Source organism: Arthrobacter sp. NyZ413 (genome assembly GCF_049390645.1).
In the GTDB taxonomy this organism is placed as follows: domain Bacteria; phylum Actinomycetota; class Actinomycetes; order Actinomycetales; family Micrococcaceae; genus Arthrobacter.
This window is the reverse complement of record NZ_CP155434.1, coordinates 3,416,734-3,441,661: the sequence shown is the minus strand read 5'-3', so window position 1 is coordinate 3,441,661 and position 24,928 is coordinate 3,416,734. Positions and strand designations below refer to the sequence as shown.

The 24,928-nt window shown below is 64.1% G+C and carries 24 protein-coding genes and 3 tRNA genes; 18 read left to right on the top strand and 9 right to left on the bottom strand.

The genetic code is table 11. From position 1 onward, the window contains the following. Nucleotides 1–176: 176 nt before the first annotated feature. The 3 genes from efeO to ABCW42_RS16085 all read right to left on the bottom strand — a co-directional run bounded on the left by efeO (nucleotide 177) and on the right by ABCW42_RS16085 (nucleotide 3,131). Nucleotides 177–1,385: an iron uptake system protein EfeO gene (gene efeO / locus ABCW42_RS16095; RefSeq protein ID WP_423182129.1), complete on the bottom strand. Its 1,209-nt coding sequence runs from the start codon at nucleotides 1,383–1,385 to the stop codon at nucleotides 177–179. Nucleotides 1,386–1,425: 40 nt separating this feature from the next. Further along, nucleotides 1,426–2,307, bottom strand: coding sequence for an iron uptake transporter permease EfeU (efeU, locus tag ABCW42_RS16090; RefSeq protein ID WP_423182128.1), 882 nt, complete (start codon nucleotides 2,305–2,307; stop codon nucleotides 1,426–1,428). Between the two features lie 332 nt (nucleotides 2,308–2,639). After that, entirely contained in the window at nucleotides 2,640–3,131 is a 492-nt protein-coding gene (locus ABCW42_RS16085; RefSeq protein WP_133202449.1) for a YajQ family cyclic di-GMP-binding protein, read from the bottom strand. Between the two features lie 185 nt (nucleotides 3,132–3,316). Here ABCW42_RS16085 and ABCW42_RS16080 point away from each other — a divergent pair, with 185 nt between their 5' ends. Both ABCW42_RS16080 and ABCW42_RS16075 read left to right on the top strand, forming a co-directional pair. After that, on the top strand, nucleotides 3,317–3,583 hold the full coding sequence (locus tag ABCW42_RS16080; RefSeq protein ID WP_423182127.1) for a hypothetical protein: 267 nt from the start codon (nucleotides 3,317–3,319) through the stop codon (nucleotides 3,581–3,583). A 130-nt stretch (nucleotides 3,584–3,713) separates the two neighbouring features. Further along, nucleotides 3,714–3,795 (top strand) — tRNA-Tyr (locus ABCW42_RS16075). A gap of 183 nt (nucleotides 3,796–3,978) precedes the next feature. Here the strand turns inward: ABCW42_RS16075 and ABCW42_RS16070 are convergent. Further along, complete coding sequence (locus ABCW42_RS16070) at nucleotides 3,979–4,191, bottom strand: hypothetical protein (protein ID WP_423182126.1); 213 nt, start codon at nucleotides 4,189–4,191, stop codon at nucleotides 3,979–3,981. Between the two features lie 140 nt (nucleotides 4,192–4,331). Here ABCW42_RS16070 and ABCW42_RS16065 point away from each other — a divergent pair, with 140 nt between their 5' ends. Together ABCW42_RS16065 and ABCW42_RS16060 are read left to right on the top strand one after the other, a co-directional pair. Next, nucleotides 4,332–4,877 (top strand): acyl-CoA thioesterase, encoded by a 546-nt coding sequence (locus ABCW42_RS16065; protein ID WP_423182125.1) that lies wholly within the window; start codon nucleotides 4,332–4,334, stop codon nucleotides 4,875–4,877. Between the two features lie 99 nt (nucleotides 4,878–4,976). After that, on the top strand, nucleotides 4,977–5,348 hold the full coding sequence (locus ABCW42_RS16060) for a thioredoxin family protein (protein ID WP_133202446.1): 372 nt from the start codon (nucleotides 4,977–4,979) through the stop codon (nucleotides 5,346–5,348). Between the two features lie 71 nt (nucleotides 5,349–5,419). On the opposite strand, the gene ABCW42_RS16055 is transcribed toward ABCW42_RS16060, so the two are convergent. Further along, nucleotides 5,420–5,698, bottom strand: coding sequence for a putative quinol monooxygenase (locus ABCW42_RS16055; protein WP_423182124.1), 279 nt, complete (start codon nucleotides 5,696–5,698; stop codon nucleotides 5,420–5,422). Between the two features lie 102 nt (nucleotides 5,699–5,800). Here ABCW42_RS16055 and ABCW42_RS16050 point away from each other — a divergent pair, with 102 nt between their 5' ends. The 3 genes from ABCW42_RS16050 to ABCW42_RS16040 all read left to right on the top strand — a co-directional run bounded on the left by ABCW42_RS16050 (nucleotide 5,801) and on the right by ABCW42_RS16040 (nucleotide 9,333). Next, on the top strand, nucleotides 5,801–7,474 hold the full coding sequence (locus tag ABCW42_RS16050) for an AMP-binding protein (protein WP_423182123.1): 1,674 nt from the start codon (nucleotides 5,801–5,803) through the stop codon (nucleotides 7,472–7,474). A gap of 70 nt (nucleotides 7,475–7,544) precedes the next feature. After that, entirely contained in the window at nucleotides 7,545–8,174 is a 630-nt protein-coding gene (locus ABCW42_RS16045) for a transposase (protein WP_423182122.1), read from the top strand. After that, nucleotides 8,134–9,333, top strand: a complete 1,200-nt coding sequence (locus ABCW42_RS16040; protein ID WP_423181917.1) for an IS30 family transposase — start codon at nucleotides 8,134–8,136, stop codon at nucleotides 9,331–9,333. The genes ABCW42_RS16045 and ABCW42_RS16040 overlap by 41 nt, the downstream gene beginning before the upstream one ends. A 72-nt stretch (nucleotides 9,334–9,405) precedes the next feature. Here the strand turns inward: ABCW42_RS16040 and ABCW42_RS16035 are convergent, their stop codons facing one another. Then, a complete protein-coding gene (locus ABCW42_RS16035; protein WP_423182121.1) occupies nucleotides 9,406–10,386 on the bottom strand; it encodes a DNA-3-methyladenine glycosylase family protein in 981 nt (326 codons plus the stop codon). Nucleotides 10,387–10,525: 139 nt separating this feature from the next. On the opposite strand from ABCW42_RS16035, the gene ABCW42_RS16030 reads away from it, so the two are divergent. Then, nucleotides 10,526–10,933 (top strand): VOC family protein, encoded by a 408-nt coding sequence (locus ABCW42_RS16030; RefSeq protein WP_423182120.1) that lies wholly within the window; start codon nucleotides 10,526–10,528, stop codon nucleotides 10,931–10,933. A gap of 92 nt (nucleotides 10,934–11,025) precedes the next feature. On the opposite strand, the gene ABCW42_RS16025 is transcribed toward ABCW42_RS16030, so the two are convergent. Next, entirely contained in the window at nucleotides 11,026–11,457 is a 432-nt protein-coding gene (locus ABCW42_RS16025; protein ID WP_423182119.1) for a VOC family protein, read from the bottom strand. Between the two features lie 149 nt (nucleotides 11,458–11,606). Here ABCW42_RS16025 and ABCW42_RS16020 point away from each other — a divergent pair, with 149 nt between their 5' ends. The 4 genes from ABCW42_RS16020 to ABCW42_RS16005 all read left to right on the top strand — a co-directional run bounded on the left by ABCW42_RS16020 (nucleotide 11,607) and on the right by ABCW42_RS16005 (nucleotide 16,164). Next, nucleotides 11,607–12,992 carry a cystathionine beta-synthase gene (locus ABCW42_RS16020; protein WP_423182118.1) on the top strand — a complete coding sequence of 462 codons (1,386 nt, stop codon included), beginning with the start codon at nucleotides 11,607–11,609 and terminating at the stop codon, nucleotides 12,990–12,992. 48 nt (nucleotides 12,993–13,040) lie between these two features. Next, nucleotides 13,041–14,204 carry a cystathionine gamma-synthase gene (locus ABCW42_RS16015; protein ID WP_423182117.1) on the top strand — a complete coding sequence of 388 codons (1,164 nt, stop codon included), beginning with the start codon at nucleotides 13,041–13,043 and terminating at the stop codon, nucleotides 14,202–14,204. Nucleotides 14,205–14,281: 77 nt separating this feature from the next. Further along, nucleotides 14,282–14,812 carry a winged helix-turn-helix transcriptional regulator gene (locus ABCW42_RS16010; RefSeq protein WP_423182116.1) on the top strand — a complete coding sequence of 177 codons (531 nt, stop codon included), beginning with the start codon at nucleotides 14,282–14,284 and terminating at the stop codon, nucleotides 14,810–14,812. Continuing rightward, nucleotides 14,809–16,164 carry an MFS transporter gene (locus ABCW42_RS16005; protein WP_423182115.1) on the top strand — a complete coding sequence of 452 codons (1,356 nt, stop codon included), beginning with the start codon at nucleotides 14,809–14,811 and terminating at the stop codon, nucleotides 16,162–16,164. Before ABCW42_RS16010 ends, ABCW42_RS16005 begins: the two co-directional genes overlap by 4 nt. An 85-nt stretch (nucleotides 16,165–16,249) precedes the next feature. Here the strand turns inward: ABCW42_RS16005 and ABCW42_RS16000 are convergent, their stop codons facing one another. Further along, the gene (locus ABCW42_RS16000) at nucleotides 16,250–17,437 is read right to left on the bottom strand and encodes an acyl-CoA dehydrogenase family protein (RefSeq protein WP_423182114.1); all 1,188 of its coding nucleotides are present in this window, start codon (nucleotides 17,435–17,437) and stop codon (nucleotides 16,250–16,252) included. 138 nt (nucleotides 17,438–17,575) lie between these two features. Here ABCW42_RS16000 and ABCW42_RS15995 point away from each other — a divergent pair, with 138 nt between their 5' ends. From ABCW42_RS15995 to ABCW42_RS15970, 6 genes are all read left to right on the top strand, one after another. Then, nucleotides 17,576–19,057, top strand: coding sequence for a sensor histidine kinase (locus ABCW42_RS15995; RefSeq protein ID WP_423182113.1), 1,482 nt, complete (start codon nucleotides 17,576–17,578; stop codon nucleotides 19,055–19,057). Beyond that, entirely contained in the window at nucleotides 19,054–19,728 is a 675-nt protein-coding gene (locus tag ABCW42_RS15990) for a response regulator (protein WP_133202434.1), read from the top strand. The genes ABCW42_RS15995 and ABCW42_RS15990 overlap by 4 nt, the downstream gene beginning before the upstream one ends. A 21-nt stretch (nucleotides 19,729–19,749) precedes the next feature. After that, nucleotides 19,750–20,412 (top strand): MOSC domain-containing protein, encoded by a 663-nt coding sequence (locus tag ABCW42_RS15985; protein WP_423182112.1) that lies wholly within the window; start codon nucleotides 19,750–19,752, stop codon nucleotides 20,410–20,412. 428 nt (nucleotides 20,413–20,840) lie between these two features. Beyond that, nucleotides 20,841–22,964: a DEAD/DEAH box helicase gene (locus ABCW42_RS15980; RefSeq protein WP_423182111.1), complete on the top strand. Its 2,124-nt coding sequence runs from the start codon at nucleotides 20,841–20,843 to the stop codon at nucleotides 22,962–22,964. A 209-nt stretch (nucleotides 22,965–23,173) separates the two neighbouring features. Next, nucleotides 23,174–23,245: transfer RNA gene (locus tag ABCW42_RS15975), tRNA-Thr, on the top strand. Between the two features lie 60 nt (nucleotides 23,246–23,305). Further along, a tRNA-Met gene (locus tag ABCW42_RS15970) sits at nucleotides 23,306–23,382 on the top strand. 117 nt (nucleotides 23,383–23,499) lie between these two features. Here ABCW42_RS15970 and ABCW42_RS15965 read toward each other — a convergent pair. Beyond that, a complete protein-coding gene (locus ABCW42_RS15965) occupies nucleotides 23,500–24,465 on the bottom strand; it encodes a LysM peptidoglycan-binding domain-containing protein (RefSeq protein WP_423182110.1) in 966 nt (321 codons plus the stop codon). Between the last annotated feature and the right edge of the window lie 463 nt (nucleotides 24,466–24,928).

Sequence of the window (24,928 nt, the reverse complement as noted above, 5' to 3'; positions counted from 1 at the left end):
GGCGGACCCAACCGCAGCGCCAGACGACCCGGCCGCCGCGCCAGGGGACCCAACCGCAGCGCCAGACGACCCAACGGCCGCGCCGGACGACGCAACCGCAGCGCCAGCGGACCCGACGGCGGAAGGTCCGCTCCCGCCGTCGGGCGCCTCAGGCTCGTGGTTGAACGGGCAGCCGGTCACAGGACCACGGCCGAGGTGAGCTTCGAGAGGGGTTCCCCGAGGGCGTCGACGAGGGCCGCGAGTTGCTGGACATCGGCGGGCTTGAGCTCGTTGTAGAAGGCGAAGCCATCGCCCTTGGCATGTTTCTTGAGCTCCGCCTGCAGTGCGGCGAATTTTTCGTCGAGGCTCGTGGCCAGTGCGGCGTCCTTCCGCGTCAGGGCGGGCTTGAGGTTTTCGAAGGCGATCCGGGCGCCGTCGACGTTGGCCTGGAAGTCCCAGAGATCGGTGTGCGACCAGGTTTCCTCTTCGCCGGTCACCTTGCCGCGGGCCACCTCGTCGAGCAGTTCCTTGGCGCCGTTGCCGAGTTTGTCCGCCGAAAGCTCCACAGTACGCGTGCGCTTGCCGAGTTCCTCGGTGTCCGCGACGAGCTGTGCTGCGAGGGCCTGGCGCTCCGCCGCGGTGAGGGCCGTGTAGCCCGTGGGCGGGAACAGGTCCTTTTCAGCGCGGTGCCAACCGGTCCACGTCTGGCCGGGTTCGAGGTCGGCCTCGCGCGCGTCGAGCTTGGGGTCGAGGTCGCCAAACGACTCGGCGACCGGTTCGATCCGCTCCCAGTGCATGCGGGTCGAAGCGTAGAGATCGCGCGCCTTTGCGCTGTCCCCGGCTGCGTAGGCGTCGGCAAATGCCTTGGTTCCCGTGACGAGCTGCTCTGTCTGGTCCTTGACGTAGGCCGTGTATTGCTGGACTCCGGTGTCCACAAGTTTCTGGAAGTCGGCGTCCACCGTGGACTTGGTGCCGGAATCTGTGACCTCGAAGGTGGAGCGGATGCCGTCGCCCTGCATGCCAGGCTTGCAAGCCGTGGTGTACTTGCCCGGCGGTGCCGTGACCACAAGGTTCCGGGTCAGCCCAGGCCCGATGTTCTCCACTTCGCCCACGATCCGCAGCCCGTCTTCGGCAAGCAGATAGAACTCCGTGACCTCCGTGCCGTCGTTCTTGACGGCGAAGCTCAGGTTGCCGCTCGCGGCGTTCGTGGTGGAAATTTTGCACTCGGTAGTGGTGCTGGTGACCTGGATCGGTCCAGCAGACGCACCGGAACCGGAAGGTTTGGCGTTGTCCGTGCAGCCGCTGAGGACCAGGGGAACGGCTGCCGCGGCTGCGATCACGGCGAGGGATTTCCGGGCGGCGGACTTCTTCGGAAAGCTGATTTTGGGCAGGGTGGGGCCAGGCACGGGGGATGTCCTTAGTTTTTGTGGGGTGCGGGAATGTCGTCTAGGCGGCCGTGGCGGCGCGGGAGTCAGGCGTCGCGTCCGTGCCTTGGCCGGCCGTGGTGTTGGCGCGGGGCTTGGATGGTCCGGACCTGTTGGCCCGGATATAGAAGACCAGGACAGGAACTGCGTACAGGAGCCAGGCGCAGGCCTGCAGCCAGGTGGTTTCCGGAGACAGGTTGATCGTGCCCTTCAGCAGCGTTCCGTACCAGGACGACGGCGGGATGGCGGCAGAGACGTTGAACGCGAGGTTGTCGAGGCCGGGGAGGATCCTGGCTTCCTGGAGGTCGTGGAGGCCATAGGCGAGAACACCGGCTGCGATGACGATGAGCCCCACCCCGGTCCAGGTGAAGAAGCGCGAGAGATTGACCTTGAGCACTCCCCGGTGGAGGAGGTACCCGAGTCCGGCGGCAACAGCCAGGCCAAGCAGCGCGCCGAGGAGCGGTTGTGTAGACGACCCGGTAGCCTGCGCGGCCGCCCAGAGGAAGAGCGCCGTCTCAAGCCCCTCCCGGCCCACCGCGAGTGCGGCGACCAGGACGAGGCCCCACACGGTTCCGTCGGCCATCTTGTCGACATTGGCCTTGAGCTCGCCGCCTAGGCTGCGTGCGGTCCGTGCCATCCAGAAAACCATCCACGTGACCAGCGCGACGGCCGCAATGGACAGCCCGCCGCCGATCGCTTCCTGTGCCTCGAAGGTCAGCCCTTTCGGACCGAAGGTAAGGAGCGCGCCGAATGCGACGGACACCGCGACGGCGAGTCCGACTCCGGCCCACAGGCGCGGGAGCAGGGAACGGCGCCCGGTCTTGACCAGGTAAGCCATGAGGAGGACGACGACGAGGCTCGCTTCGAGGCCCTCGCGGAGGCCGATCAGGAAGTTGGCGATCATGTGGCATCTTTCGTTAGGGGAGCCACACTTAGGCTCGCCTAAGAAAAAACAGTACCCGCTGGAGGGGATTCCGCAAAAGAAACGTGTCGTAATTATTTTGAGGTTACGCGTGGGTGGTTGTCACGCCGGGCAGGTTTTTGGACCTGATCGGCTCGGCTCGGCCCCAGGATTCAAGGGTTTCCTCCCGTCCGCGGTCCCAAAGGTTGCGCCGCGTGACACTGCGCGGCTGGCCTGCGGACCGCCGAAGCAGAACGACGACGGCGCGCCGCCCGTTTACGGGGCAACGCGCCGTCGTCGTACTTCTTGGAAGCAGCCGAGGCCGAAACTGAAAGTCAGCTGCGGAAGTTCACGAACTGGAGGTCCGCCTCTTCGAACTTCTTCAGGATGTTCATGGTTTCCTGGAGGTCGTCGCGGGACTTCGAAGTGACGCGGAGCTCGTCGCCCTGGATCTGGGACTTGACGGACTTCGGGGCTTCGTCGCGGATGATCTTGTTGATCTTCTTCGCGATGTCCTGGGCGATGCCCTCCTTGATGGAGCACTCCAGTCGGAATTCCTTGCCGGAGGGGTACGGCTCGCCCTGGTCGAGGGACTTCAGGGAGATGCCGCGCTTGATGAGCTTGGACTGGAATACGTCCAGCACTGCGAGGACGCGGTCCTCGGAGTTGGCCTTCATGAGGATCTTCTCGCCGCTGAAGTCGATCTCCGCGCCGACGCCCTTGAAGTCGTACCTCTGGGCGATCTCTTTCTGGGACTGGTTGAGCGCGTTGGCAACTTCCTGCTTGTCGACCTTGCTGACGACGTCGAATGTGGATTCGCCTGCCATGACTCTCCTTTGATGGTGATTTGCGGCCCGGGCGGGGGCGCGTTTGTCTGCCATCCAGCCTAGTACGGAAGCGCCCGGGATGGGCTTTGGGTTCACAGTCAGCTCACAGGATGCGCTAGGTCGGAACTGAGACTGCACCATAAGAGTTGTAGGTGTTGGAAGAGCCCATCCTGAAAGGGAGCACTATGAGCCACCATGCCGTCCGTTACGTCACCAAGTCAGCCGCTGCCGCCGCCGGGTCGATTGGAGCCGCCGCCGCTACCGCGGCAAGTGCTGTCGCAGCAGCCGCCGTCGCCGCTTCCGTGGTCCTGAGCCCCGTGCCGGATGCTGCCTCCCGGATGGATGGTGTCCATGCCGACCTCCAGCGGGCCGTGCAACTCAACCAGATCACCGCTGAGCAGGCGGCCAGTTTCGAAGCCAAACTCGCCGGCCGGATCCTCGGTGATGCCTGAGAAAACCGCGTGTTTCCGGGCATCCGGGCCTCGATTCGATTCTTCGGCAGAAGTTCTGTAAGGTTGTCTTGCTCGCGCTTACGGGATCGGAAACGAAACTGTTGGTGTGAGTGATCTTCTTTTGAAGTTCGGCAGATTACCCGAGCGGCCAAAGGGGGCTGACTGTAAATCAGCTGGCACTGCCTACGGGGGTTCGAATCCCTCATCTGCCACAAAATGAGATCCCCGGAACCACATGGTTCCGGGGATCTTTTTGTGTACCTGCGACGCGGATTCGGACCTGCGACGCTGATTCCGTCTGGCGACGGTGAATTGGACTGGCGCACCTGGAATTCCAGCGGCGTCAGGCATTTTCGGCGTCGCCGGCGAATTTCCGCGTCGAAAAGTTGGTCGGATTAGTTGGCCAGCCAGTAGCCGTCCAGATGGTGCACCAATTGCCGGCCGAGTCCGCCTTTCAATTGGATCCACAAAGTGCTGCGGTCGTTGGTCATGCCGTCCAGGGTCCCCACGATCCTGTTGCCGCGGGAATCCTCCAGGACCAATTCCTGATGCAGCGGAAGTTCCGGCCATACTTCTGCATGCCGGGTGGCGGTCTGGGTGGTGCTCACGGGATCTCCTTGGTGCTTCTCACTTTTTATTTCCAGACATTCTGCCTGCGGCATGTGAACCAGCGGTAAACGACATGCCATGAAGTGACACACAAAACAAAAGCTTTCCCCTTTTGTTACCCACGAGTAACATTACTTGAATGCACCTGCTGCTGCGTACCCTGTTGCTCCTGTTCACCTCCTCCAAGCGAGACCGGCTCAGCGTTTGGGACACGTCAACCCTGCCAATGCGGGTCCTGCCCACGGATATCGACATTGCCATGCACGTCAACAATGGAATGTATTTTTCGCTCATGGACCTGGGCCGGTTCGACCTCATGGTGCGGGCCGGGATTTGGCAAAAGATGCGTCGCCGGGGATGGACGCCAGTAGCCGCCGGGGAGACCATCGCTTTCCGGAAGTCATTGCGCCTGTGGCAGCGCTACACCATTGAGTCGAGGATTATCGGGCTTGACTCCAAAGCCATTTATTTTGAACAACGCATGGTGGTGGACGGCGAAATCTACGCCCGCGCACATATTGCAACGAGGCTTGTGGCCAACGGCCGTCCCGTAAACCAGGAAACCATCGTGGCGGAATTCGGCGCACCCCCGGAAGGCCTTGAACTCCCGGAGTGGATCCATGAATGGCGTGAAAACAACGCGCTTCCGGGCTCGCGCAAGCCGGCCCCGCACCTCTGGCGCTGACAGCCGCGCCGGCCGAACCGCCGTCGTCGTGCTTTATTCCCGATTAGCCGGGTAGCGAACAAGGGCGACTTAGCGGGCATCCTCGCGTACGGTGGAAACATGGCTACAGTTGACATCACCGGCGAACAGTTCGCATCGACCATCGAAGGCAATGACATTGTCCTGGTGGATTTCTGGGCGGCGTGGTGCGGCCCGTGTAGGCAATTCGCACCGACGTACCAGGCGGCATCCGAGAAACATGAGGATGTCTTCTTCGCCAAGGTGGACACCGAAGCCGAGCAGCAGCTTGCGGCTGAGGCCGGGATTTCGTCCATCCCGACGCTGATGGCCTTCCGCGAAAAGGTCCTGGTCTTCTCGCAGCCCGGCGCGCTGAACGGCCCGCAATTGGAACAGGTCATCGAAGCCGTCAAGGGCCTGGACATGGCTGAAGTCCACGCGCACGTCGCGAAGCAGCGCGCGGAAAACTCCTAGCGCGGACGTCCCATAAACGAAAGAATCGCCTGTCCCCGTTTGGCGGGGCAGGCGATTCTGTTTAAGGGTGTCTAGATGCGCTCCACCTTGACCGGCTCGGCCAGGAGTGCGCTGAGGGACTCGTTGAGATCCTGGACGGCGATGCCATTGGAGTGCTTGTCCAGGAGCTCTTCGGACTCCCACTGCTCGGTGAGGACCAGCTTGTCCTCGTTCGTTTCCGTGAGCTCGTAGCGGATGCAGCCGGGCTCGTTCACCACTTCGTCGATCGCGATTTCAAGGGCGAGCTTGACGCGGAAGAACTCGCCGTCGTTGGGGATGAACGTGGCCTGCAGGTCGATGGGTGCACTCATGGATGTCACCTTACCGGCTTGGCCTAGGGCCCCTGAAAATATTTTGTAGGACTTCCTAGCAAAGGCCTTCTCTTGGACATGCTCAGGCGGTAACGTGCGTTCATGCTTTCCTACACAGCCGGGGACGCCGACGTTCCGCTGCTTGAAGAGACCATTGGCGCCAACTTCGAACGCGTCGCCGCGCGCTTCCCGCTGAGGGACGCGCTGATCGAAGCAGCCCCGGTGCCGGGCGGGGAAGCCCGCCGCTGGAGCTACGAAAAACTGAACGACGACGTCGATCGCCTGGCCCGGGCCTTACTCGCCTTGGGCGTCGCCAAAGGTGACAGGGTGGGGATCTGGAGCCCAAACTGCGCCGAATGGACCATCCTGCAGTACGCCACGGCGAAGGCCGGCGCGATCCTGGTCAATGTCAACCCGGCATACCGCAGCCATGAGCTCGAATTCGTGGTCCGGCAGAACGGCATGCGCATGCTCGTCGCAGCGCCGTCGGACAAGAACAGCGATTACGTGGCGATGGCCAGGGAAGCCTTGGCCGATTGTCCCGAGTTGAGGGAGTTGGTTTTCCTCCCGGACGGAGGACTGGACATGCTCGACGCCGGTGAGCCGCAAAGCGACGCCGAGCTGACGTTCGCTGAGCTGCTCAAGCGAGCGGACGACGTCGGGCCTTCGGCGCTGAAGGCGCGCATGGCGGAACTGGACCCGTACGACCCCATCAATCTGCAGTACACCTCCGGCACCACGGGCTTCCCGAAGGGTGCGACGCTGACGCACCACAACATCCTCAACAATGGCAACCAGATCGGACAGCTGCTGGGCTACACGGAACGGGACCGCGTGGTCCTCCCGGTGCCGTTCTATCACTGCTTCGGCATGGTCATCGGGAACCTGAACGCACTGAGTTTCGGCGCGGCCACGATCATCCCAGGCCGCGGATTCACGCCCGCCTCGGCCCTCGAAGCTGTCCAGGATTTCGGCGGGACGTCCCTTTACGGGGTGCCCACGATGTTCATCGCCGAACTGGCCCTCCCTGATTTTTCTTCCTATGACCTCTCGACGCTGCGAACCGGTGTGATGGCAGGTTCGCTGTGCCCCATCGAGGTCATGGAACGGGTCATCGCCGAGATGAACATGCGCGACGTCGCCATTTGCTATGGCATGACGGAGACCTCTCCCGTGTCCACGATGACCCTTGCCTCAGACACCCTTGAACAGCGGACAACTACGGTGGGGCGCACGATGCCGCGGCTCGAGTCCAAGGTGGTGGATCCGCTGACGGGCGAAACTGTGGAACGCGGAGTGATCGGGGAGTTGTGCACGCGCGGCTACGCGGTGATGGCCGGGTATTGGAGCCAGCCCGAAAAAACGGCGGAGGCCATCGACGACGAAGACTGGATGCATACCGGCGACCTCGCGCGAATGGACTCCGAGGGCTTCATAGTGATCGAAGGCCGTATGAAGGACATGATCATCCGCGGCGGCGAGAACATCTATCCGCGTGAAATCGAGGAATTCCTGTACCGGCACCCCGCGGTCCAGGACGTGCAGGTCATCGGTGTTCCGGATCCCAAGTACGGCGAGGAATTGATGGCGTGCATCATCCTCAAACCAGGGGCGGAGCTGGACCTCGCGGCACTACAGGAGTTCTGCCGGGGCAAGCTGGCCCACTACAAGATTCCGCGCTACGTCGATATCCGGGATTCCTTCCCCATGACCGTGTCCGGCAAAGTGCGGAAGATCGACATGCGGGAAGAGGCCGTGGCGCGCCTCGGCCTCTAGCCCAACGCGGGGTCACTTACGGCCCATTTCGGGCACGCAGAATCATACGGTCGTTGCAACATTCTGAGTTTTGGAGGTTGCCATGCCGAGTGGTTATCGGGCGCCCGATGCGCTGAAGGATGAGTTCTTTTCTCTTCTGCGGCAGGGGGTGTCGGTCAAGGAAGCCTCTGCCCGGATTGGGGTGTGGCGCAGTAATACGCAGCGGTGGTTGGGCAAGACTGGCGGCATGCGGATGCGTAGGGGTGTTGACGGCGGTGTTGAGGCGGGCCCGGTGCCGGCTGTCCGGGCCGGGTCGAACCGGCTCAATCTGGTGGACCGGGCGGTGATCATGATCCGGGTCCGCGGGGGCGCCAGGGTCGCGGCGATCGCCCGGGAAATCGGCCGGGACCGGTCGGTGGTGTGGCGGGAAATCCGTCGGAACCGGGGAGCTGACGGGTCGTATCAGGCCGATGTGGCGCAGATACTCACCCATCAGCGCGCCCGGCGCCCCAAGGCGTTCCGGCTTCAGAACCCGGAGCTGGTCAAGTACGTCGAGGACGCGATGGATGATGGCTGGTCCCCGAAGCTGGTCTCCTTGGTTCTGAGGGAGACCTTCGGTCACGATGAGAGCATCGCAGAATCATACGGTCGTTGCAACATTCTGAGTTTTGGAGGTTGCCATGCCGAGTGGTTATCGGGCGCCCGATGCGCTGAAGGATGAGTTCTTTTCTCTTCTGCGGCAGGGGGTGTCGGTCAAGGAAGCCTCTGCCCGGATTGGGGTGTGGCGCAGTAATACGCAGCGGTGGTTGGGCAAGACTGGCGGCATGCGGATGCGTAGGGGTGTTGACGGCGGTGTTGAGGCGGGCCCGGTGCCGGCTGTCCGGGCCGGGTCGAACCGGCTCAATCTGGTGGACCGGGCGGTGATCATGATCCGGGTCCGCGGGGGCGCCAGGGTCGCGGCGATCGCCCGGGAAATCGGCCGGGACCGGTCGGTGGTGTGGCGGGAAATCCGTCGGAACCGGGGAGCTGACGGGTCGTATCAGGCCGATGTGGCGCAGATACTCACCCATCAGCGCGCCCGGCGCCCCAAGGCGTTCCGGCTTCAGAACCCGGAGCTGGTCAAGTACGTCGAGGACGCGATGGATGATGGCTGGTCCCCGAAGCTGGTCTCCTTGGTTCTGAGGGAGACCTTCGGTCACGATGAGAGCATGCAGATCAGCCACGAAACGATCTATCAGAGCCTCTACGTCCAGGGCCGGGGCGAGCTGCGCAAGGATCTTTACCGGTGCCTGAGCACCAGCCGGAGCAAACGAACGCCCCGCGGTGAGCGACCCCGCGGAAACGCAGGCCAGCACTACAAGGATGCTCCGAAGATCTCCGAACGCCCCGCCGAGGCCGCTGACCGTGCCGTGCCCGGGCACTGGGAAGGCGACCTCATCGTGGGCAAGGACGGCCGCAGCGCCGTTGGCACCCTGGTCGAACGCAGCACCCGGTACACGATCCTGCTGCACCTGCCCGGCCGGCACACCGCCCAGGAAGTCGCCGATGCGATGATCGCCCAGATGCGCCGGCTCCCGGATCAGCTGATCAAAACCGTGACCTGGGACCGCGGCTCCGAAATGGTCCAGTACCCCCGCATCCAGATGGCATTGGACGCGGGGGTGTACTTCTGCGACCCGCACTCACCCTGGCAGCGCGGAACCAACGAGAACACCAACCGGCTGCTGCGCCACTGGTTCGAGAAAGGCACAGACCTCTCGGTTTTCACCGCCGACGACCTCGAGACCATCGCCGAGAAACTCAACAACCGGCCCCGCCCAACACTGAACCTCGAGACCCCAAAGCAACGCATGCGCCAACTCATCGCCACCGCAGCCTAAACCCCATTGTTGCAACGACCAGTTGACTTTGCGGCAGCAACACGGGCCGTAAGTGACCCCGCGATGCAGGGTTCAGTGGCCCCGGTGGTCTTGGATGGTCATGCGCGGGCCGAACATGGGCTTGCGGAATCCGCTGAGGCCTAGCATCCGGACTACCCGTTGCCGGTGGCCGCGCCAGGGTTCGAGGAGCTTGATCATTCCGGCGTCGTCGGTCTTGCTGCCCGTGAGCGCATAGCCCACGTAGGAAGCCAGGTGGTAGTCGCCCACAGCTATCGAATCGGGGCACCCGTGCGTTCGCTGGACCACTTCGGCGGCGGTCCACACTCCGATGCCCGGAATGGTTTGCATCTTGGTGCCGGCCTCCGCCGCGCCCAGCCTGGCGAGCCGTTCGAGTGCGACGGCGGACCGCAGCGCCCGCATGACGGTGGCCGAACGCTGGGGTCCTACGCCGGCCTTGTGCCATTCCCACGAAGGAACCGCGAGCCACCGGTCCGGGGTCGGAGCGACGAGAAGGCCCGACGGCGAGAGGCGGCCGGCGCTGGGAGCTGCGGTTCCGTAGCGGTACATCAAGTAACGGTAACCACGGCGGGCCTCGATGGTGGTGACTTTTTGCTCAAGGATCGTCGGCACCAGCGAATCAACCACGCGCCCGGTGGAAGGTAGGCGCACAGCGAGGTTCCGGCGTCGGGCTTCCCTGACCATGCGCGGAAGCGTCGCGTGGAAGTGCGGCTCGTCGAAGCCGGACCAATCGTCGCGGCCACCTAACAACGCTGGAACGGATGCGATGGCCGAGCCGGCGCCCGGTCCCCAGGCTTGGGCATCGACGAAGGTTTCGCTACCGATCCCGGCGCTAGTGAGGCGCAGGGTAGCCGGACCGTCCGGGGTATTGAAGGCCATCCACAGGCCGTCCTGCCGTGCGGCGAAGGAGGGATCTCCATTGCCGCGCATGAGGATTCCGAGGGTCTGGTGAAGGTCGAAGGAACCTCCGGGGTACCAACGCAAAGACGCGTCTGCCGCCGCGGCTGCAGCGGGCGGGGCATCGGCGATGGTCATTCATTCATCGTCGCACGCACCTCCGACATCTTCCGAAACCGACGCCGTCGGCGCCCCTTACGCAGCCAAAGCCCCCGGACTAGACTCCACGTGTGGCGCGGGGCGTCCGCGCCTTCCAAGACAATCGCAGGAGAGAATAATGGCTGGCGTAGTGCATTTTGAAATCCCCGCGGACAACAAGGACCGGGCCAACACTTTCTACCAGGGTGCCTTCGGCTGGATGCTCAATCCAATGCAGGGGATGGACTACACGATTGCCATCACCACACCGTCCGACCCACAAACCGGCATGCCGAGCGCGCCGGGTGCCATTAACGGCGCCTTGTTCCCGCGATCAGAAGACCTGAAGGCACCAATCATCACGGTGGACGTCGAGGACATCGAGAAATCGCTGGGCCAGATCGAGACTGCGGGCGGTTCAGTGGTCAAAGGCAAGGACGCCGTTCCGGGCATGGGGTACTACGCCTATTTCAAGGACACGGAAGGCAACATCCTGGGCCTCTGGCAGACCGACTCTTCGGCCGGGAGCGCCGCGGCGGCTGAGTGAGCCGGACTTTCGGTTTTTTGGCGGCGCTCCGGCGCTTGTTCCCGATCCCGGCGCTTGTTGCCAGGGTCTCGCAAACAAGCGCCGGGACGAGCCTACTCAGCGCCAAATCGTCCGCGGGCCTCCACGGGGATCAGCGGCTTCTCGGCCCGCACCTTGAGTTCCTGCACGGCCCATGTGTTCCCGTCGGGATCGCTGAAGCCGAAGAAAGTGCCGCCGTCGCGCTCGTCGAAGGCGGTGATATCGCTAGCCTCGACGCCGCGGCTGAGCAATTCTTCGCGGGCGGCGCGCGCATCCGCGACGACGAGCTGGAGTCCCCGCAGGGATCCGGGCGCCATTTCATTCTGCGCGGGGAGGTTGCCGACGACGATCGAGCATCCGGAACCCGGTGGAGTCAGTTGCGCCACGTGCATGTGCTCGTTGCTGGTGTTGTGGTCAAGGTTGAATCCCACCTTGTCCCTGTAAAACTCGATGGCCCGGTCAATGTCACTTACAGGGAGCACAACTACTTCGAGCGTCCAATCCACGGTGCATGTCCTTTCGTCGGGTGGTGTCCCGGCCAGCTTGCCTTGCGTGGCACCCCTTTGGCTAGGGTCCCGGCAGGCCTTTCGAAAGAGGCCGCCCCTCAAGGCCTGCCACACTGGAGCATTCCCGACCAAGCGGTAACTTGGTACCTATGAAGTACGCCCAGTCCGTCCTGGACCTCATTGGCCACACACCGCTCATCAAGCTCAATCACGTAACCGGCGATATCAAGGCCACCGTCTTGGTGAAGCTCGAATACGTCAATCCCGGCGGTTCGATCAAGGACCGCATCGCCGTCAAGATGATCGAACAGGCGGAGCGGGACGGAAAGCTCAAGCCGGGCGGGACTATCGTTGAACCGACCTCGGGGAACACGGGCGTCGGGCTGGCCTTGGTCGCCCAGCAAAAGGGCTACAAGTGCATCTTTGTTGTCCCGGACAAGGTGGGCGAGGACAAGCGGGCCGTGCTCCAGGCCTACGGCGCCGAGGTGGTGGTTACTCCCACGTCCGTGGCCCCGGACAGCCCGCAAAGCTACTACAGCGTCTCGGACCGGCTCGTGTCCGAGATTCCCGGCGCGTACAAGCCGGACCAGTTCTCCAACCCAGCCGCTCCGGGCAGCCACTACGAAACCACGGGCCCCGAGATCTGGAATGACACTGACGGAAAAGTCACCCACGTGGTCATCGGCGCAGGCACGGGCGGGACCATCACCGGCACGGGACGCTACCTCAAGGAGGTCTCGGCGAACCGTCCCGAGTCCGACGGCGGCCGGGTCAAGGTGATCGGCGCGGACCCCGCCGGTTCGGTCTACTCGGGCGGCACGGGGCGTCCGTATTTCGTGGAAGGCGTCGGCGAGGACATGTGGCCGGCCAACTACGACAAGACTGTGCCGGACAACGTCATCGCCGTGAGCGACGCGGACTCCTTCGAGATGACCCGCCGCCTGGCCCGCGAGGAAGGCCTCTTGGTGGGCGGTTCCTCCGGCATGGCCGTGGTGGCAGCCCTGGAAGCGGCCAAGGACCTGGGCGAGGAAGCCGTCGTCGTCGTGATTTTGCCGGACTCCGGCCGCGGCTACCTGGCCAAGATCTTCAACGACAAGTGGATGCGGTCCTACGGGTTCCTGTCCGGCGGAGAGGAAGCCTCGGTGGGGGAAGTGCTGAAGTCCAAGACGGGCGAGATGCCGGACCTCGTCCACATCCACCCGAACGAGACCGTCCGCGACGTCATCAACATCATGAACGAGTTCGGCGTCTCGCACATTCCGGTCCTCTCGCAGGAACCGCCGGTGGTCATGGGCGAAGTCCTGGGCGCCGTCGATGAGCGCACCCTGACGAGCAAGCTGTTCCGCGGCGACGCGAAGTTGACCGACAAGATTTCCGAGCACATGGGGGAGCGGATGCCGGTGATCGGATCCTTGGAAACCATTTCCGCCGCGCGCGAGATGCTGTCCGACGTCGACACCGTGATGGTGACGTTCGTCGGGGCTCCCGTGGGAATCCTGACCCGCCACGACCTTCTGGCCTACCTGAGCAACTGAGCACCTGAACCACCGAGCACCTGAACAACTGAGCACCTAGGAGTTCACATGTCCACCAACAATGCAGGATTCAACACCCGTGCTGTCCACGCCGGCCAGGCCTTCGAACCGCGGACCGGAGCCGTGGTTCCTCCGCTCCACTTCAGTTCGACATATGCCCAGGACGGCATAGGCGGCTTGCGCGATGGCTACGAATACGGCCGTGGCGGCAACCCGACCCGCGATGCGCTGCAAGAGCAGTTGGCGGCACTGGAGGGCGGCACGCACGCTTTCAGCTTCAGCTCGGGACTTGCCGCGGAGGACTCGCTCATTCGTGCCGTCGCCCGCTCCGGGGACCACATCGTCCTGGGCAACGACGCGTACGGCGGCACCTACCGCCTCATCAACCGCGTGCTGGGTGAGTGGGGCATCGGCAACACACCAGTGGACATGTCCAACCTTGAGGCGGTTTCCGCCGCCGTCGAGGCTAACAAGACCCGCATCGTCTGGGTGGAAACGCCGTCGAACCCGATGATGAAGATCACCGACATCGAGGCACTCGCCAAAATAGCGCACGACGCCGGTGCCCTCCTCGTCGTCGACAACACCTTCGCGTCTCCCTACTTGCAGACCCCGCTCGCCTTGGGTGCCGACGTCGTGGTCCACTCGACCACCAAGTACATCGGCGGCCATTCCGACGTCGTGGGCGGCGCGATCGTCGTCAAGGATGCCGAACTCGCGGAGAAGATCGGCTTCGTGCAGTTCGCCGTCGGCGCTGTGTCCGGACCCATGGACGCTTTCCTGACGACCCGCGGGCTCAAGACGCTCGGCGTTCGCATGGACCGGCACAGTGAGAACGCGCAGGCAGTGGCGGAATGGCTGCAAGGGCGCCCCGAGGTAGAAGCCGTGCTGTACCCGGGTTTGCCGTCCCACCCCGGCCACGAGCTTGCGGCCAAGCAGATGAAGAAGTTCGGTGGCATGATTTCGGTGCAGTTCAAGGGTGGCGAGGCGGCCGCCCGCAAAGTTGCCGAGTCCACCACGGTGTTCACCTTGGCCGAGTCCTTGGGCGGCATCGAGTCGCTGATGAACTACCCCTCGGAGATGACCCACGCATCCGTCAAAGGAACGGAGCTGGCCGTACCGGTCAACTTGATCCGGCTTTCCTGTGGCATCGAGGACGTCGAGGACCTCATTGCCGACCTCGCGCAGGCCATTTCGAACATTTCGGGCTGACGGTCCCTGCGTGCGCTAGCGGCGAAGAATCGGGCTGAAACCTAGCTTTCTTAAGAAAAGCCAGCTAACCTCAGTCCATGCCTTTACGATCCGACTGGTCCGAGCGCACCTGCAGCCTTGCCCGCGGCCTCGATATCCTCGGCGATCCTTGGGGAAACCTCGTGTTGCGGGAGGTCTTCTTCGGCAACGGCCGCTTTGACGCCATCAAGGCCCGCTTGGGCGTGGCGGACAACGTCCTCAGCAAGCGCCTTGCCTGGCTGGTGGAAGCCGGCATCCTTGCCCAACGCCCTTACCTCGACGGCCCGAGGACCCGCCAGGAATACGTCCTGACGCCCAAGGGCGAAGACGCGCTCCCCGTACTGAACGCCATCATCCTGTGGTCGGAGAAGCACCTCGATGCTCCGGCCGGCGATGCCCACATGCGCGTGATCCACAATGCCTGCGGACTGCCGACGGCCTCGGCCGATACCTGCTCCCACTGCGGCTCCCGGCTGACGGCCGCCAACACGAGCTGGCACAGTTTCACGCGTTCGGAACACCCCCTGGCACTCGCCACAGCCCCGATCCCGGGGGCCGACCAGCCGAACGAATCGGAGTCCCAGTCATGACCGCACCCGACCTCACCGAACTCGACACCGGCAAACCCCGGCGGAAACGGCGTCTGCACCCCGCGTGGGCAGTTGCCGCAGTCGCTTTCCTCGCCCTTGTGGGCGCCGCCGGCTTCCGGGCGGCACCCGGCGTACTCATGGTTCCCCTGCAGCAGGAGTTCGGCTGGTCCACCACAGTCCTTTCCCTCGCTGTCAGCATCAACCTCGTCCTGTTCGGCCTCACCGCCCCGTTCGCGGCCGCCCTCATGGAACGTTTCGGCATTCGCGCGGTCACCGCCACGGCACTGTGCCTGATCGGTTTGGGGTCGGCGCTGACCGTGTTCGTGAACCAGTCGTGGCAGATCCTGCTGACGTGGGGCTTGCTGATCGGCCTCGGCACAGGATCGATGGCCTTGGTCTTCGCCGCCACCATCGCCAACACCTGGTTCGCGAAAAGCCGTGGCCTGGTGATCGGCATCCTGACTGCGGGCAGTGCCGCCGGGCAATTGGTTTTCCTGCCCTTCATCGCCGTACTTGCCCAAAACCCCGGCTGGCGCGGTGCCTCGCTGCTGATCGCCGCCGGCGCGCTTGCAGTAGTCCCGCTGGTCTTGCGCTGGCTCAAGAACTCACCCTCCGACGTCGGGGTCCTGCCCTATGGTGCCGAGGAAAGCACGACGGCGGAGGCCGCTTCCGCTGCGGAGGTCGCCAATGCGGGGGAGATGGAGGGAACCAAGAAGGCTCCCAACGCCGCCGTTCGGGCATTGCAGGCGCTCAAGCGGGCCAGCAAGGTGCGCACCTTCTGGGCGCTCGCCGCGGGCTTCGCCATTTGCGGTGCCACGACCAATGGGCTGATCGGCACCCATTTCATTCCTTCCGCGCACGACCATGGAATGCCGGAAACCACGGCGGCGGGGCTGCTGGCCGTCGTCGGGATTTTCGACATTGTGGGCACCATCGCGTCAGGCTGGCTGACAGACCGCTTCAACCCTAAGGTCCTCCTGGCCGTGTACTACCAATTCCGCGGCATCGGCCTCCTTGTCCTGCCTGTGTTGCTGAGCTCCACCGTGGAACCGAGCATGGTGATCTTCGTGGTGATCTACGGTCTCGACTGGGTAGCCACCGTGCCGCCGACCGCTGCCATCTGCCGCAAAGTGTTCGGCGCCGACGGCTCGGTAGTGTTTGGCTGGGTCTTTGCCGCCCACCAACTCGGAGCCGCCGCGGCCGCACTCTTGGCGGGCTACATCCGCGACGCGACGGGCCACTACACCTATGCGTGGATCGGCGCCGCAGCGATGTGCACGATGGCGGCGATCATCAGCGCCACGATCCGCAAGGACGCGGGAAAGAAGGAACCGATCGCGGTTGGCGCCTGACACGCTCCGCGAGATGGCACTTCACGGCAGTGTCGAGGCCGGTCGACTGCCGCGAAGTGCCATCTCGGCGTTCGGGTATCGGGGGTCAGCCCCGGAAGGCAGGGATTCCCGTGAGATGGTTGCCCAGGACCAGGAGGTGCACCTCGTCGGTGCCTTCGTAGGTTCGCACCGACTCGAGGTTGTTCGCATGCCGCAAGGGCGGATATTCCAAGGTGATGCCGTTGCCTCCCAGGATGGTGCGGGCCTCGCGGGCGATGGCGATGGCCTCGCGCACGTTGTTCAGCTTGCCGGCGGAAATCTGTTCGGGACGTAGCCTCCCGGCGTCCTTGAGGCGGCCCAGGTGCAACGCCAACAGGGTCCCCTTCTGGATCTCCAGATGCATGTTCACGAGTTTTTCCTGGGTCAACTGGTAGCTGGCCAAGGGCTTTCCGAATTGCATGCGGCTTCCGGCATATTCGAGCGCGGATTCGTAGCAGTCCCTGGCTGCTCCCATGGCGCCCCACGCGATCCCGTAGCGGGCCTCGTTAAGGCACGTGAATGGCCCGCGGAGCCCGGCGGCACCCGGGAGGAGCGCTTCGGGGCCCAGCCGCACGCCGTCGAACGCCACATCGCATTGGATCGAAGCGCGCATGGAGAGCTTCGATCCAATGGGGGTCACGGTGACACCGGGCGTGCCTGCCGGGACAAGGAATCCGCGGATGCCGTCTTCGGTGTTCGCCCAGACCACCATGACGTCCGCGATCGAAGCCAGGCCGATCCAGCGCTTGGATCCGTTCAGGACCCAGCCGGCGTCGCTGCCTTCGCCGTCGGGCCGCGCGAAACTGGCCATCGACGACGGGTCCGAACCCGCCGTCGGCTCCGTCAAGGCGAAGCTGCCGACCACTTCGCCCGCCGCCATCCGCGGGAGCCATTCGAGTTTCTGGTCTTCGCTGCCCCAGCGGTGGATCGCCGTCATTGCCAGCGAACCCTGGACAGAGACGAAGGTCCTGATACCGGAATCGGCGGCCTCGAGTTCCATGGCGGCGAGGCCATATTCGACGGCGGTCCGGCCCGGGCAGCCGTACCCCTCGAGGTGCATCCCAAGCACGCCGAGCTCGCCAAGTTCGGCCGGGAGCTCCCGCGGAAAGACGGCGTCCTCGTACCAACGGGCAATGTTCGGCCGGATGCGTTGGTCCGCAAAATCCCGGACCCTTTGGCGAAGCTCAAGTTCGTCGGTGTTCAAGAGGGAATCGAGGTCGAGGACGTCAGAGGTATTCGTCTTTGAATGGCTCATGCCAGCATCCTACGACTGGACATGTTCCTTGGTAGGGTGCGCGCACGCAGGAGCCAAGGTACGCCGGTGCCGGCCGGCCAATGCTGCACACGTCACGTACGTATGCAGCGCATGTGAAGCGCGTGCCAGAATTGAGCCATGGCCGCGGCAGAGGTGAACGGAACCGGGCTGCCGCGCCCGGCAGCCAGGGGAATCCGGCGACGCCGGATCCTGCTTGGACTGGTCCTGGCGTTGCTGCTTCCGGTGGCCATCGAGGTCTTGGTGTCGGTGCTGAACTACCGCAACTTCGCCATGATCATGCTCTTCCAACTGGCGGTTGCCACAGCCGTGGCCGCCGTCGGGGGATTGTGGCCGGCCGTGGTGGCGGCGGTCCTGGGCAGTTTTCTCTTGAACTATTTCTGGGCCGACCCCGTGGGCTCCCTGACCATCGACGATCCCGCCACGTTCTTTACCCTGGTGATCTTCCTGGCCGTGGCGTGCAGCGTGGGACTGGCGGTGGGCTTGGCAACGCGCCGCGCCCAGGAAGCAGCACACTCGGGCGCCGAGGCGGAAGCGTTGAGCGAACTTGCCCTACGCATCCTGCGTTCGGACGGCAGTCTTGAATCCTTCCTGGACAAGGTGCGGATCAACCTCGGCATGGAAGCGGTGACGCTGCTGCTAACCGGCGGTCCGCAGGAGAGTAGCGCGGGCTGGACCGTCCTCGCGAGCTCCGGCCAGCAACCGCCGGTGACCCATGCCGCCGCCGACCACGCCGCCGTCGTCGATCCCAACTACACGCTCCTCCTCCGCGGCGGACCGCTCTCCGAACAGCACCACCGCATGCTGGCCGCGTTCGGCGCGTACGTCGTGGCGGTGCGCGAGCGCCAGCAACTGGTCAAAAGCAGGCAAGACAACCTGCGGCTGGCCGAAGGCAACAAGATGCGGACATCCATCCTGCGTGCCGTGTCCCATGACCTCCGCACGCCCTTGGCCGGCATCAAGCTCGCGGTCAGCAGCCTGCGGCAGGAAGACGTCACCTTCGATCCCGACGACGAACGCGAACTCCTCGCCACGATCGAAGACTATGCCGACCGCCTGGACCATTTGGTGGACAACCTGTTGGACATGTCCCGCCTGACCGCCGACGCCGTCAACCCCTTGCTCCGCGGGCTGGGCTGGCACCAGATCCTCACGGAAGCGTTGCGCGGGGTGCCGGCGGGGCGCGTGCGGAATGAGCTTGAGGCCAATCTTCCGTTCGTAGAGGCCGACGCCGGGATGCTGGAACGCGTGGTGGCGAACCTCGTGGAGAACGCGGCGAAATACGCGCCCGAATCCGATATTGTGCTCACGGCCCGCACCGGTGCGGGCATCGCCGTCGACGGCCGGCCGGCAAGCGAACTGCGGGTGACGGACCACGGCCGTGGCGTGGCGCCCGCCGAAGTGCTGGACCTGTTTCGTCCATTCCAACGGCTGGACGACGCCGCGTCGAGCCCCGAGGGACGCAGCGGAATCGGATTGGGACTTGCGGTAGCCAAGGGATTCACGGAAGCCATGGGCGGCACGCTCATGGCCGAGGTGACGCCGGGAGGCGGGCTGACCATGGTGGTCACGCTCCCGCTGTGGACAGGAGAACGGCCATGAACCTTGTACTGATCGTGGAAGACGAGGCACAGATCGCGCGTGCCATGCAGATCAACCTCCACGCGCACGGCTACCGGGCCATCAGCGTGGGCAACGGCACGGATGCGCTGAAGGCCGCGGCACAACAGCCGGTGGACATCGTGGTGTTGGATCTGGGATTGCCGGACATGGACGGCGTTGACGTCATCAGGGGCATCCGGGGCTGGAGCACCATGCCCATCATCGTGTTGTCGGCCCGGCACGGCTCGGAAGACAAAGTGGAAGCCCTCGACGCCGGTGCCGACGACTACGTGACCAAGCCTTTTGGCCTGGACGAACTCCTGGCCAGGCTCCGGGCCGCCTCGAGGCGGGCGACGCCCCGGCACGAAGTGCCCACGGTCCAGACGGCCGACTTCCTCGTGGACCTCGCGGGCAAGAAGATCACGAAGGATGGATCCGAAGTGCGGCTGACGCCCACCGAATGGAACATCCTCGAATTGCTGGTGCGAAATGCCGGCCGCCTTGTCAGCCAGCAACAGATCCTTACCCAGGTGTGGGGGCAGGCCTACGCCAAGGAAACCCAGTACCTGCGGGTTTACATCGCGCAGCTCCGGCGCAAGCTTGAACGCGACCCGGCCAGGCCCCGCCACCTGCACACCGAGGCTGGCATGGGGTATCGCTTCGATCCGTAGCGGCGTACGTAGACTGTACGCATGGATACCGCATCGTTGCTTGCTGTTTGCCGGGTACACGAGCTCCTGCCCGATCCCGAAGGGTCGGTGGGAGTGACGGCGATCGACAAGCGCCCGGTTGAGGGACCCGTGAAAGTCCATAAGCTGGGGCTCCACGGAGACATCCAGGCCAGCCGCATCCATCACGGCGGCGAAGACCAGGCGCTGTATGCGTACTCCCAGGCCGACGCCGACTACTGGGCGAACGAACTCCAAAGGGACATGCCCCCTGGTATTTTCGGCGAGAACCTCCGCGTGACCGGGATCGAGACAACCGGCGCGGTCATCGGGGAACGCTGGAAGATCGGCATGGATGTGGAAGTCGAAGTCACATCCCCGCGCGTGCCCTGCGCAACGTTCCAGCGCCGGATGAACGAGCCCGGTTGGGTCAAGCGATTCACCGAAGCCGGAAGGGTCGGCGCCTACTTGCGGGTTGTCAGGACGGGGAGTGTTTCGGCGGGGGATTACATCCACAAGTTGTTCGTCCCGAAACACGGCATCACGGTGGGGCAGTGGTTCAGCAATCCGAACCTCGGGGACATGCAGCTGCTCCTCGACGCAGAGGCGGACGGTGAAATCCTGTTGCAGTCCGATTACCACGACAGCTTCGAAAAACTCTTGCGGCGCAACGGCGTCCAGGCCTGAGGCGACTGCCTGGAACCAGCCTGCCGGAGGGCACCCCAAGCGGCAGCCGCGGTGCGCATGTGCGCAAGCTCACCGCCGTCGTCGACAGTTCCGTCACTCGGCGACTAATCTGTGCCCTACAATTGAAATATCCCCCACTCCGGAAATCCCTTTTTCCTGCCCAATTCTTGAGGCAGGACTGGTCAGTGTTGGGGCCCGCAATTGCGTGCGGGCATTTTCATAGGGAGAGCCGGGCGAAGAAAACGCTGTACAGACTGCTGAGATAGCAGCCAAGAGATGCAGCGGGAAGTCCTGCCATGGGATTGCGACAGCGCCGGACTTCTTTGCGAGCACAAGGGCCGCCCGGTTCTTTTGCCCGCAACGTGTACTGCGGCCAAGCCCAACCGGGTCGCGCCGACTGGCCCCCTATGGATGAGGAAACCTTCCCTATGCCCGAAACCCTGAACGATCCTTTCGACGCCGAATCCGCGGACACTTCCGTGCCCACCGCCGAAGAGACCTCCGCGAGCGTGGAATCCGCGCCGGCCGCTGATTCCAGCGCCGCTGACGCCGCCGCTGCTGGCTCGGGCGCCGCTGAATCCGGCAACGCGACGGAAGAAGAAGGCGTCCGCTTTACCGACCTTGGCCTGGATCCCCGTGTCCTGGCGGCCCTGCAGGACGTCGGCTACGAGAAGCCCTCACCCATCCAGGCAGCCACCATTCCGCTGCTCCTGGAAGGGCGCGACGTCGTCGGACTCGCCCAGACGGGTACCGGCAAGACCGCAGCGTTCGCTGTCCCGGCCCTGTCCCGCCTGGCCGAACTGCACGACATCAACGGCCCGTCCCGCAAGACCCAGGCCCTCGTCCTGGCTCCGACGCGCGAACTGGCACTGCAGGTCGCCGAGGCCTTCACCTCGTACGCCAAGCACATGGAAGACTTCACCGTCCTCCCCGTCTACGGTGGATCCGCGTACGGCCCGCAGCTTGCCGGCCTGCGCCGCGGTGCCCAGGTTGTGGTTGGTACCCCCGGCCGTGTGATCGACCACATCTCCAAGGGATCCCTGGACCTCTCCGAACTCCAGTACCTCGTGCTGGACGAAGCCGACGAAATGCTGCGCATGGGCTTCGCGGACGACGTCGAGCAGATTTTCCAGGAGACCCCGGAGACACGCCAGGTTGCGCTGTTCTCTGCCACCATGCCCGGCCAGATCCGCCGCATGTCCAAGCAGTACCTGAACGATCCCGCCGAAATCTCCGTGAAGTCCAAGACCTCCACGGGCTCGAACATCCGCCAGCGCTACGTGCAGGTCATGGGACCGCACAAGCTCGACGCGATGACCCGCATCCTCGAGGTTGAAGAGTTCGACGGCGTGATCGCCTTCGTGCGCACCAAGATGGCTACCGAGGACCTCGCCGACAAGTTGAAGGCGCGGGGCTTCCAGGCTGCCGCGATCAACGGCGACATCCCGCAGCAGCAGCGCGAACGCACTGTCGACGCTTTGCGCGAGGGACGCATCGACATCCTCGTGGCCACCGACGTCGCGGCCCGCGGCCTCGACGTCGAGCGCATCAGCCACGTGGTCAACTACGACATTCCGCACGACACCGAGTCGTACGTTCACCGCATCGGCCGCACGGGCCGTGCAGGCCGTAGCGGCGACGCGATCCTCTTCATGACGCCGCGCGAGAAGTACCTGCTGCGGGCCATCGAGAAGGCAACCCGCCAGTCCGTGGAGCAAATGCACCTGCCGACCGCCGAGACCGTCAACTCGTTGCGCCTCGGCAAGTTCGCCGAACGGATCACCGAGACGCTGGAATCCGAGGACGTCTCGCTGTTCCGGGACCTGATCGCCTCGTATGAGGAAGAGAATGGGGTTCCCGCGGCCGAGATCGCAGCAGCGCTCGCGGTCATGGCTCAGGGCGGCCAGCCCCTGCTCGTCAAGGACCTGCCGGCGGCACCGGAATTCCAGAAGCGTGAGCGCTCGAAGGATGGCTTTGGTTCCCGCGGGCCGAACCGTCCGCTGACCGAGGGCAACGCCACCTACCGGATCGCCGTCGGACGCCGTCAGCGCGTCATGCCGGGTTCCATCGTGGGTGCCATCGCCAACGAAGGCGGCATCTCGTCGTCGCAGATCGGTGGCATCGACATCCGCTCGGACCACTCCCTGGTGGAGCTTCCGGCCGACTTAAGCCCGGAGCAATTGCGTGCGCTGTCCCGGACCCGCATCGGCGGCGAGCTGATCCACCTCGAGCTGGACAAGGGCCGTCGCCCCAACAGCGAGCGTGGCGGCTACTCCGGTGGCGAGCGTGGCGGCTACTCCGGTGGCGGTCGCGGCGGGAACTTCAAGGGCAACGGCGGTTTCAAGAAGGAATTCCGCAAGTCTGAAGGCGAACGTTCCTCCGCAGACCGCGGCGGCCGTTCCTACAGCGATCGCGCCGAGCGCACGGCAGGCAGCTATGGTGACCGCGATCGCGGCCAGTCGAGCGGTTCGCGTTTCGGCGGACACGGCGACGGTGCCCGCAAGCCCCGTGGCGGCGGAGACCGTGACTTTAATCGCAAGGGCAAGTGGTAATCAGGACTAGTTCCTGAGCTTGTGGCCAAGGGCCGGCTTTCGAGCCGGCCCTTGGTCGTTTAAGGGATGCTGGATGGGCTTCTGTGAGCCGTTTTCCCACCTTTTGGATCAAGTTCCGGTGACGGATGCAAATTGTGTCGGCCCTGATTTTCCTCGGCTTTGCGCCGATTTGTGGCCTGCCAAAACGTCGGGTAGAGTATTTACTCGTTGCCCCCCTAGCTCAGTGGTAGAGCGCGTTCTTGGTAAGAACGAGGTCACCGGATCGATTCCGGTGGGGGGCTCGGAATGAGGGCCTGTGTCAAGGCGGTTTGACCGGCTTGACACAGGTTTTTCTCATTCGTGGCGGTGTAGCTCAGTTGGTTAGAGCGCACGACTCATAATCGTGAGGTCGGGAGATCGAGCCTCCCCACCGCTACCAAGTCAGCAGGCCGGAAGCATTCAGCTTCCGGCCTGCTTTGTTTTTGGGAAGATTCCGACGGCGGCGCCTGTTCCTGGCCAGGAATGGCCGCAGGGGCAGGCTTGGAGTCGCCGTAAGTCAGTTCAGCCCGATGACCAGCATCTGGTTGGTGCCGGGGATGCAGGTCTGCAGGATGGCCCGGGGGAATCCTCCGAACACGGCCGCGACGTTGTTGGTGGTCCCGCCCTGGGGTACTTGGCCGCGTGCCGTGACGGTGTATGTTCCATAGCCGACGATGTTCACGGTCTCCCCGACGCCGATGCCGGAGAAGCGTGCCCAGCCGCCGCAGAAGTCATGTTCCGTGATGAACAGCGAGTATGCGTCGGTAGGCGTGAAGTGGATGGGGCCGATGCAACTGTCCACGGCTGCTTGTCCGCCTGAACCCGCCACATAAATGGTTCGCACTGTGGGAGCCGGTGCAGCTGCGGGTGCTACGGCCGGCACGGGCGCAGGGTCGGGTGCCGGCGCCGGGGAAGCTACGGGTACCGCAGGTCCAGTCAGCTTCAGGACCTGGCCCGGCACGATCACCGAGTACGCGCTGAGGCCGTTCGCCGCAAGCATCGCGTTGACGTCCACGCCGAACCTCGCCGCGATCGAGCCGACGGTGTCTCCGCTGACCACCGTGTAGGTGTTGGAATCAGCCGCGGACTCCGCCGGCGGCGCCGGGGCCGGCGCCGGGACCACTGGAGCTGCTGGAGCTGCCGGAGCTGCGACAGGCGCGGAGCTCGGAGCGGGCGCCGACCTAGGACCGGGTGCCGGGCTCGCAACCGGCGACGGCGTTGCTGCTGTTGGGGCCGCGGCGCCAGCAGCGTTTTGGCTGGCGGCCCTTGAATCAAGGCCAGGCGCGAGGGCGTTGCTTGTGCCCGCCGGCGCCAATGTTTGCGCATAGTTCTGCGTCAAGACCGCCGCGACAGCAACCAAAGCGACGAGTGTCCACGTGACTATGGCGGCTTTGTATCTTGCCAGCGTGTTTATTTCGCTGGATATCAGGGCCAGGGCGCTGTGTCCCCCGATCCTCCGGTGTATGAACTCCTGCTGGTACATCTCGAATCCCCGTAATTTCCTGGTGTCTGCGGTCCGGCCGGGTAGCTGGTCCGGAAGTGTTGCGCAGGCGCAGGGGATGGCGCTTGTTGAGACCCTTTTGCTTATTTGCGCAGCACAGAAAAAGCCCTCCGATCCCGTTGCGACGGATAAATCCAACGAAAGGACTTTGGACCTCCGGTGGCGGAATTTATGAAAGAGCTATTTCTTTTCCTGCTGCAGGTAATTCGAGTGTAGAAATGTGGCAATTGCGTTCACACGAGTGGGTGCCACTTGCTTTTCGCGCTAACTAAGTGCTGGCTACTTGCTCAGTTCTGCTGACTGGCCTTCCGGCGAGAGCAAGGCCTCACTTTCCGCACGACGGCGGGAACTTCCGAGCGGTCCGCGACAAAGTAATTAGGAAGCAAGCTTATAATTTTGGAGAAATTAGTATTTCCCAAAGCCCCCTTTTTAAAGATTGCGGACG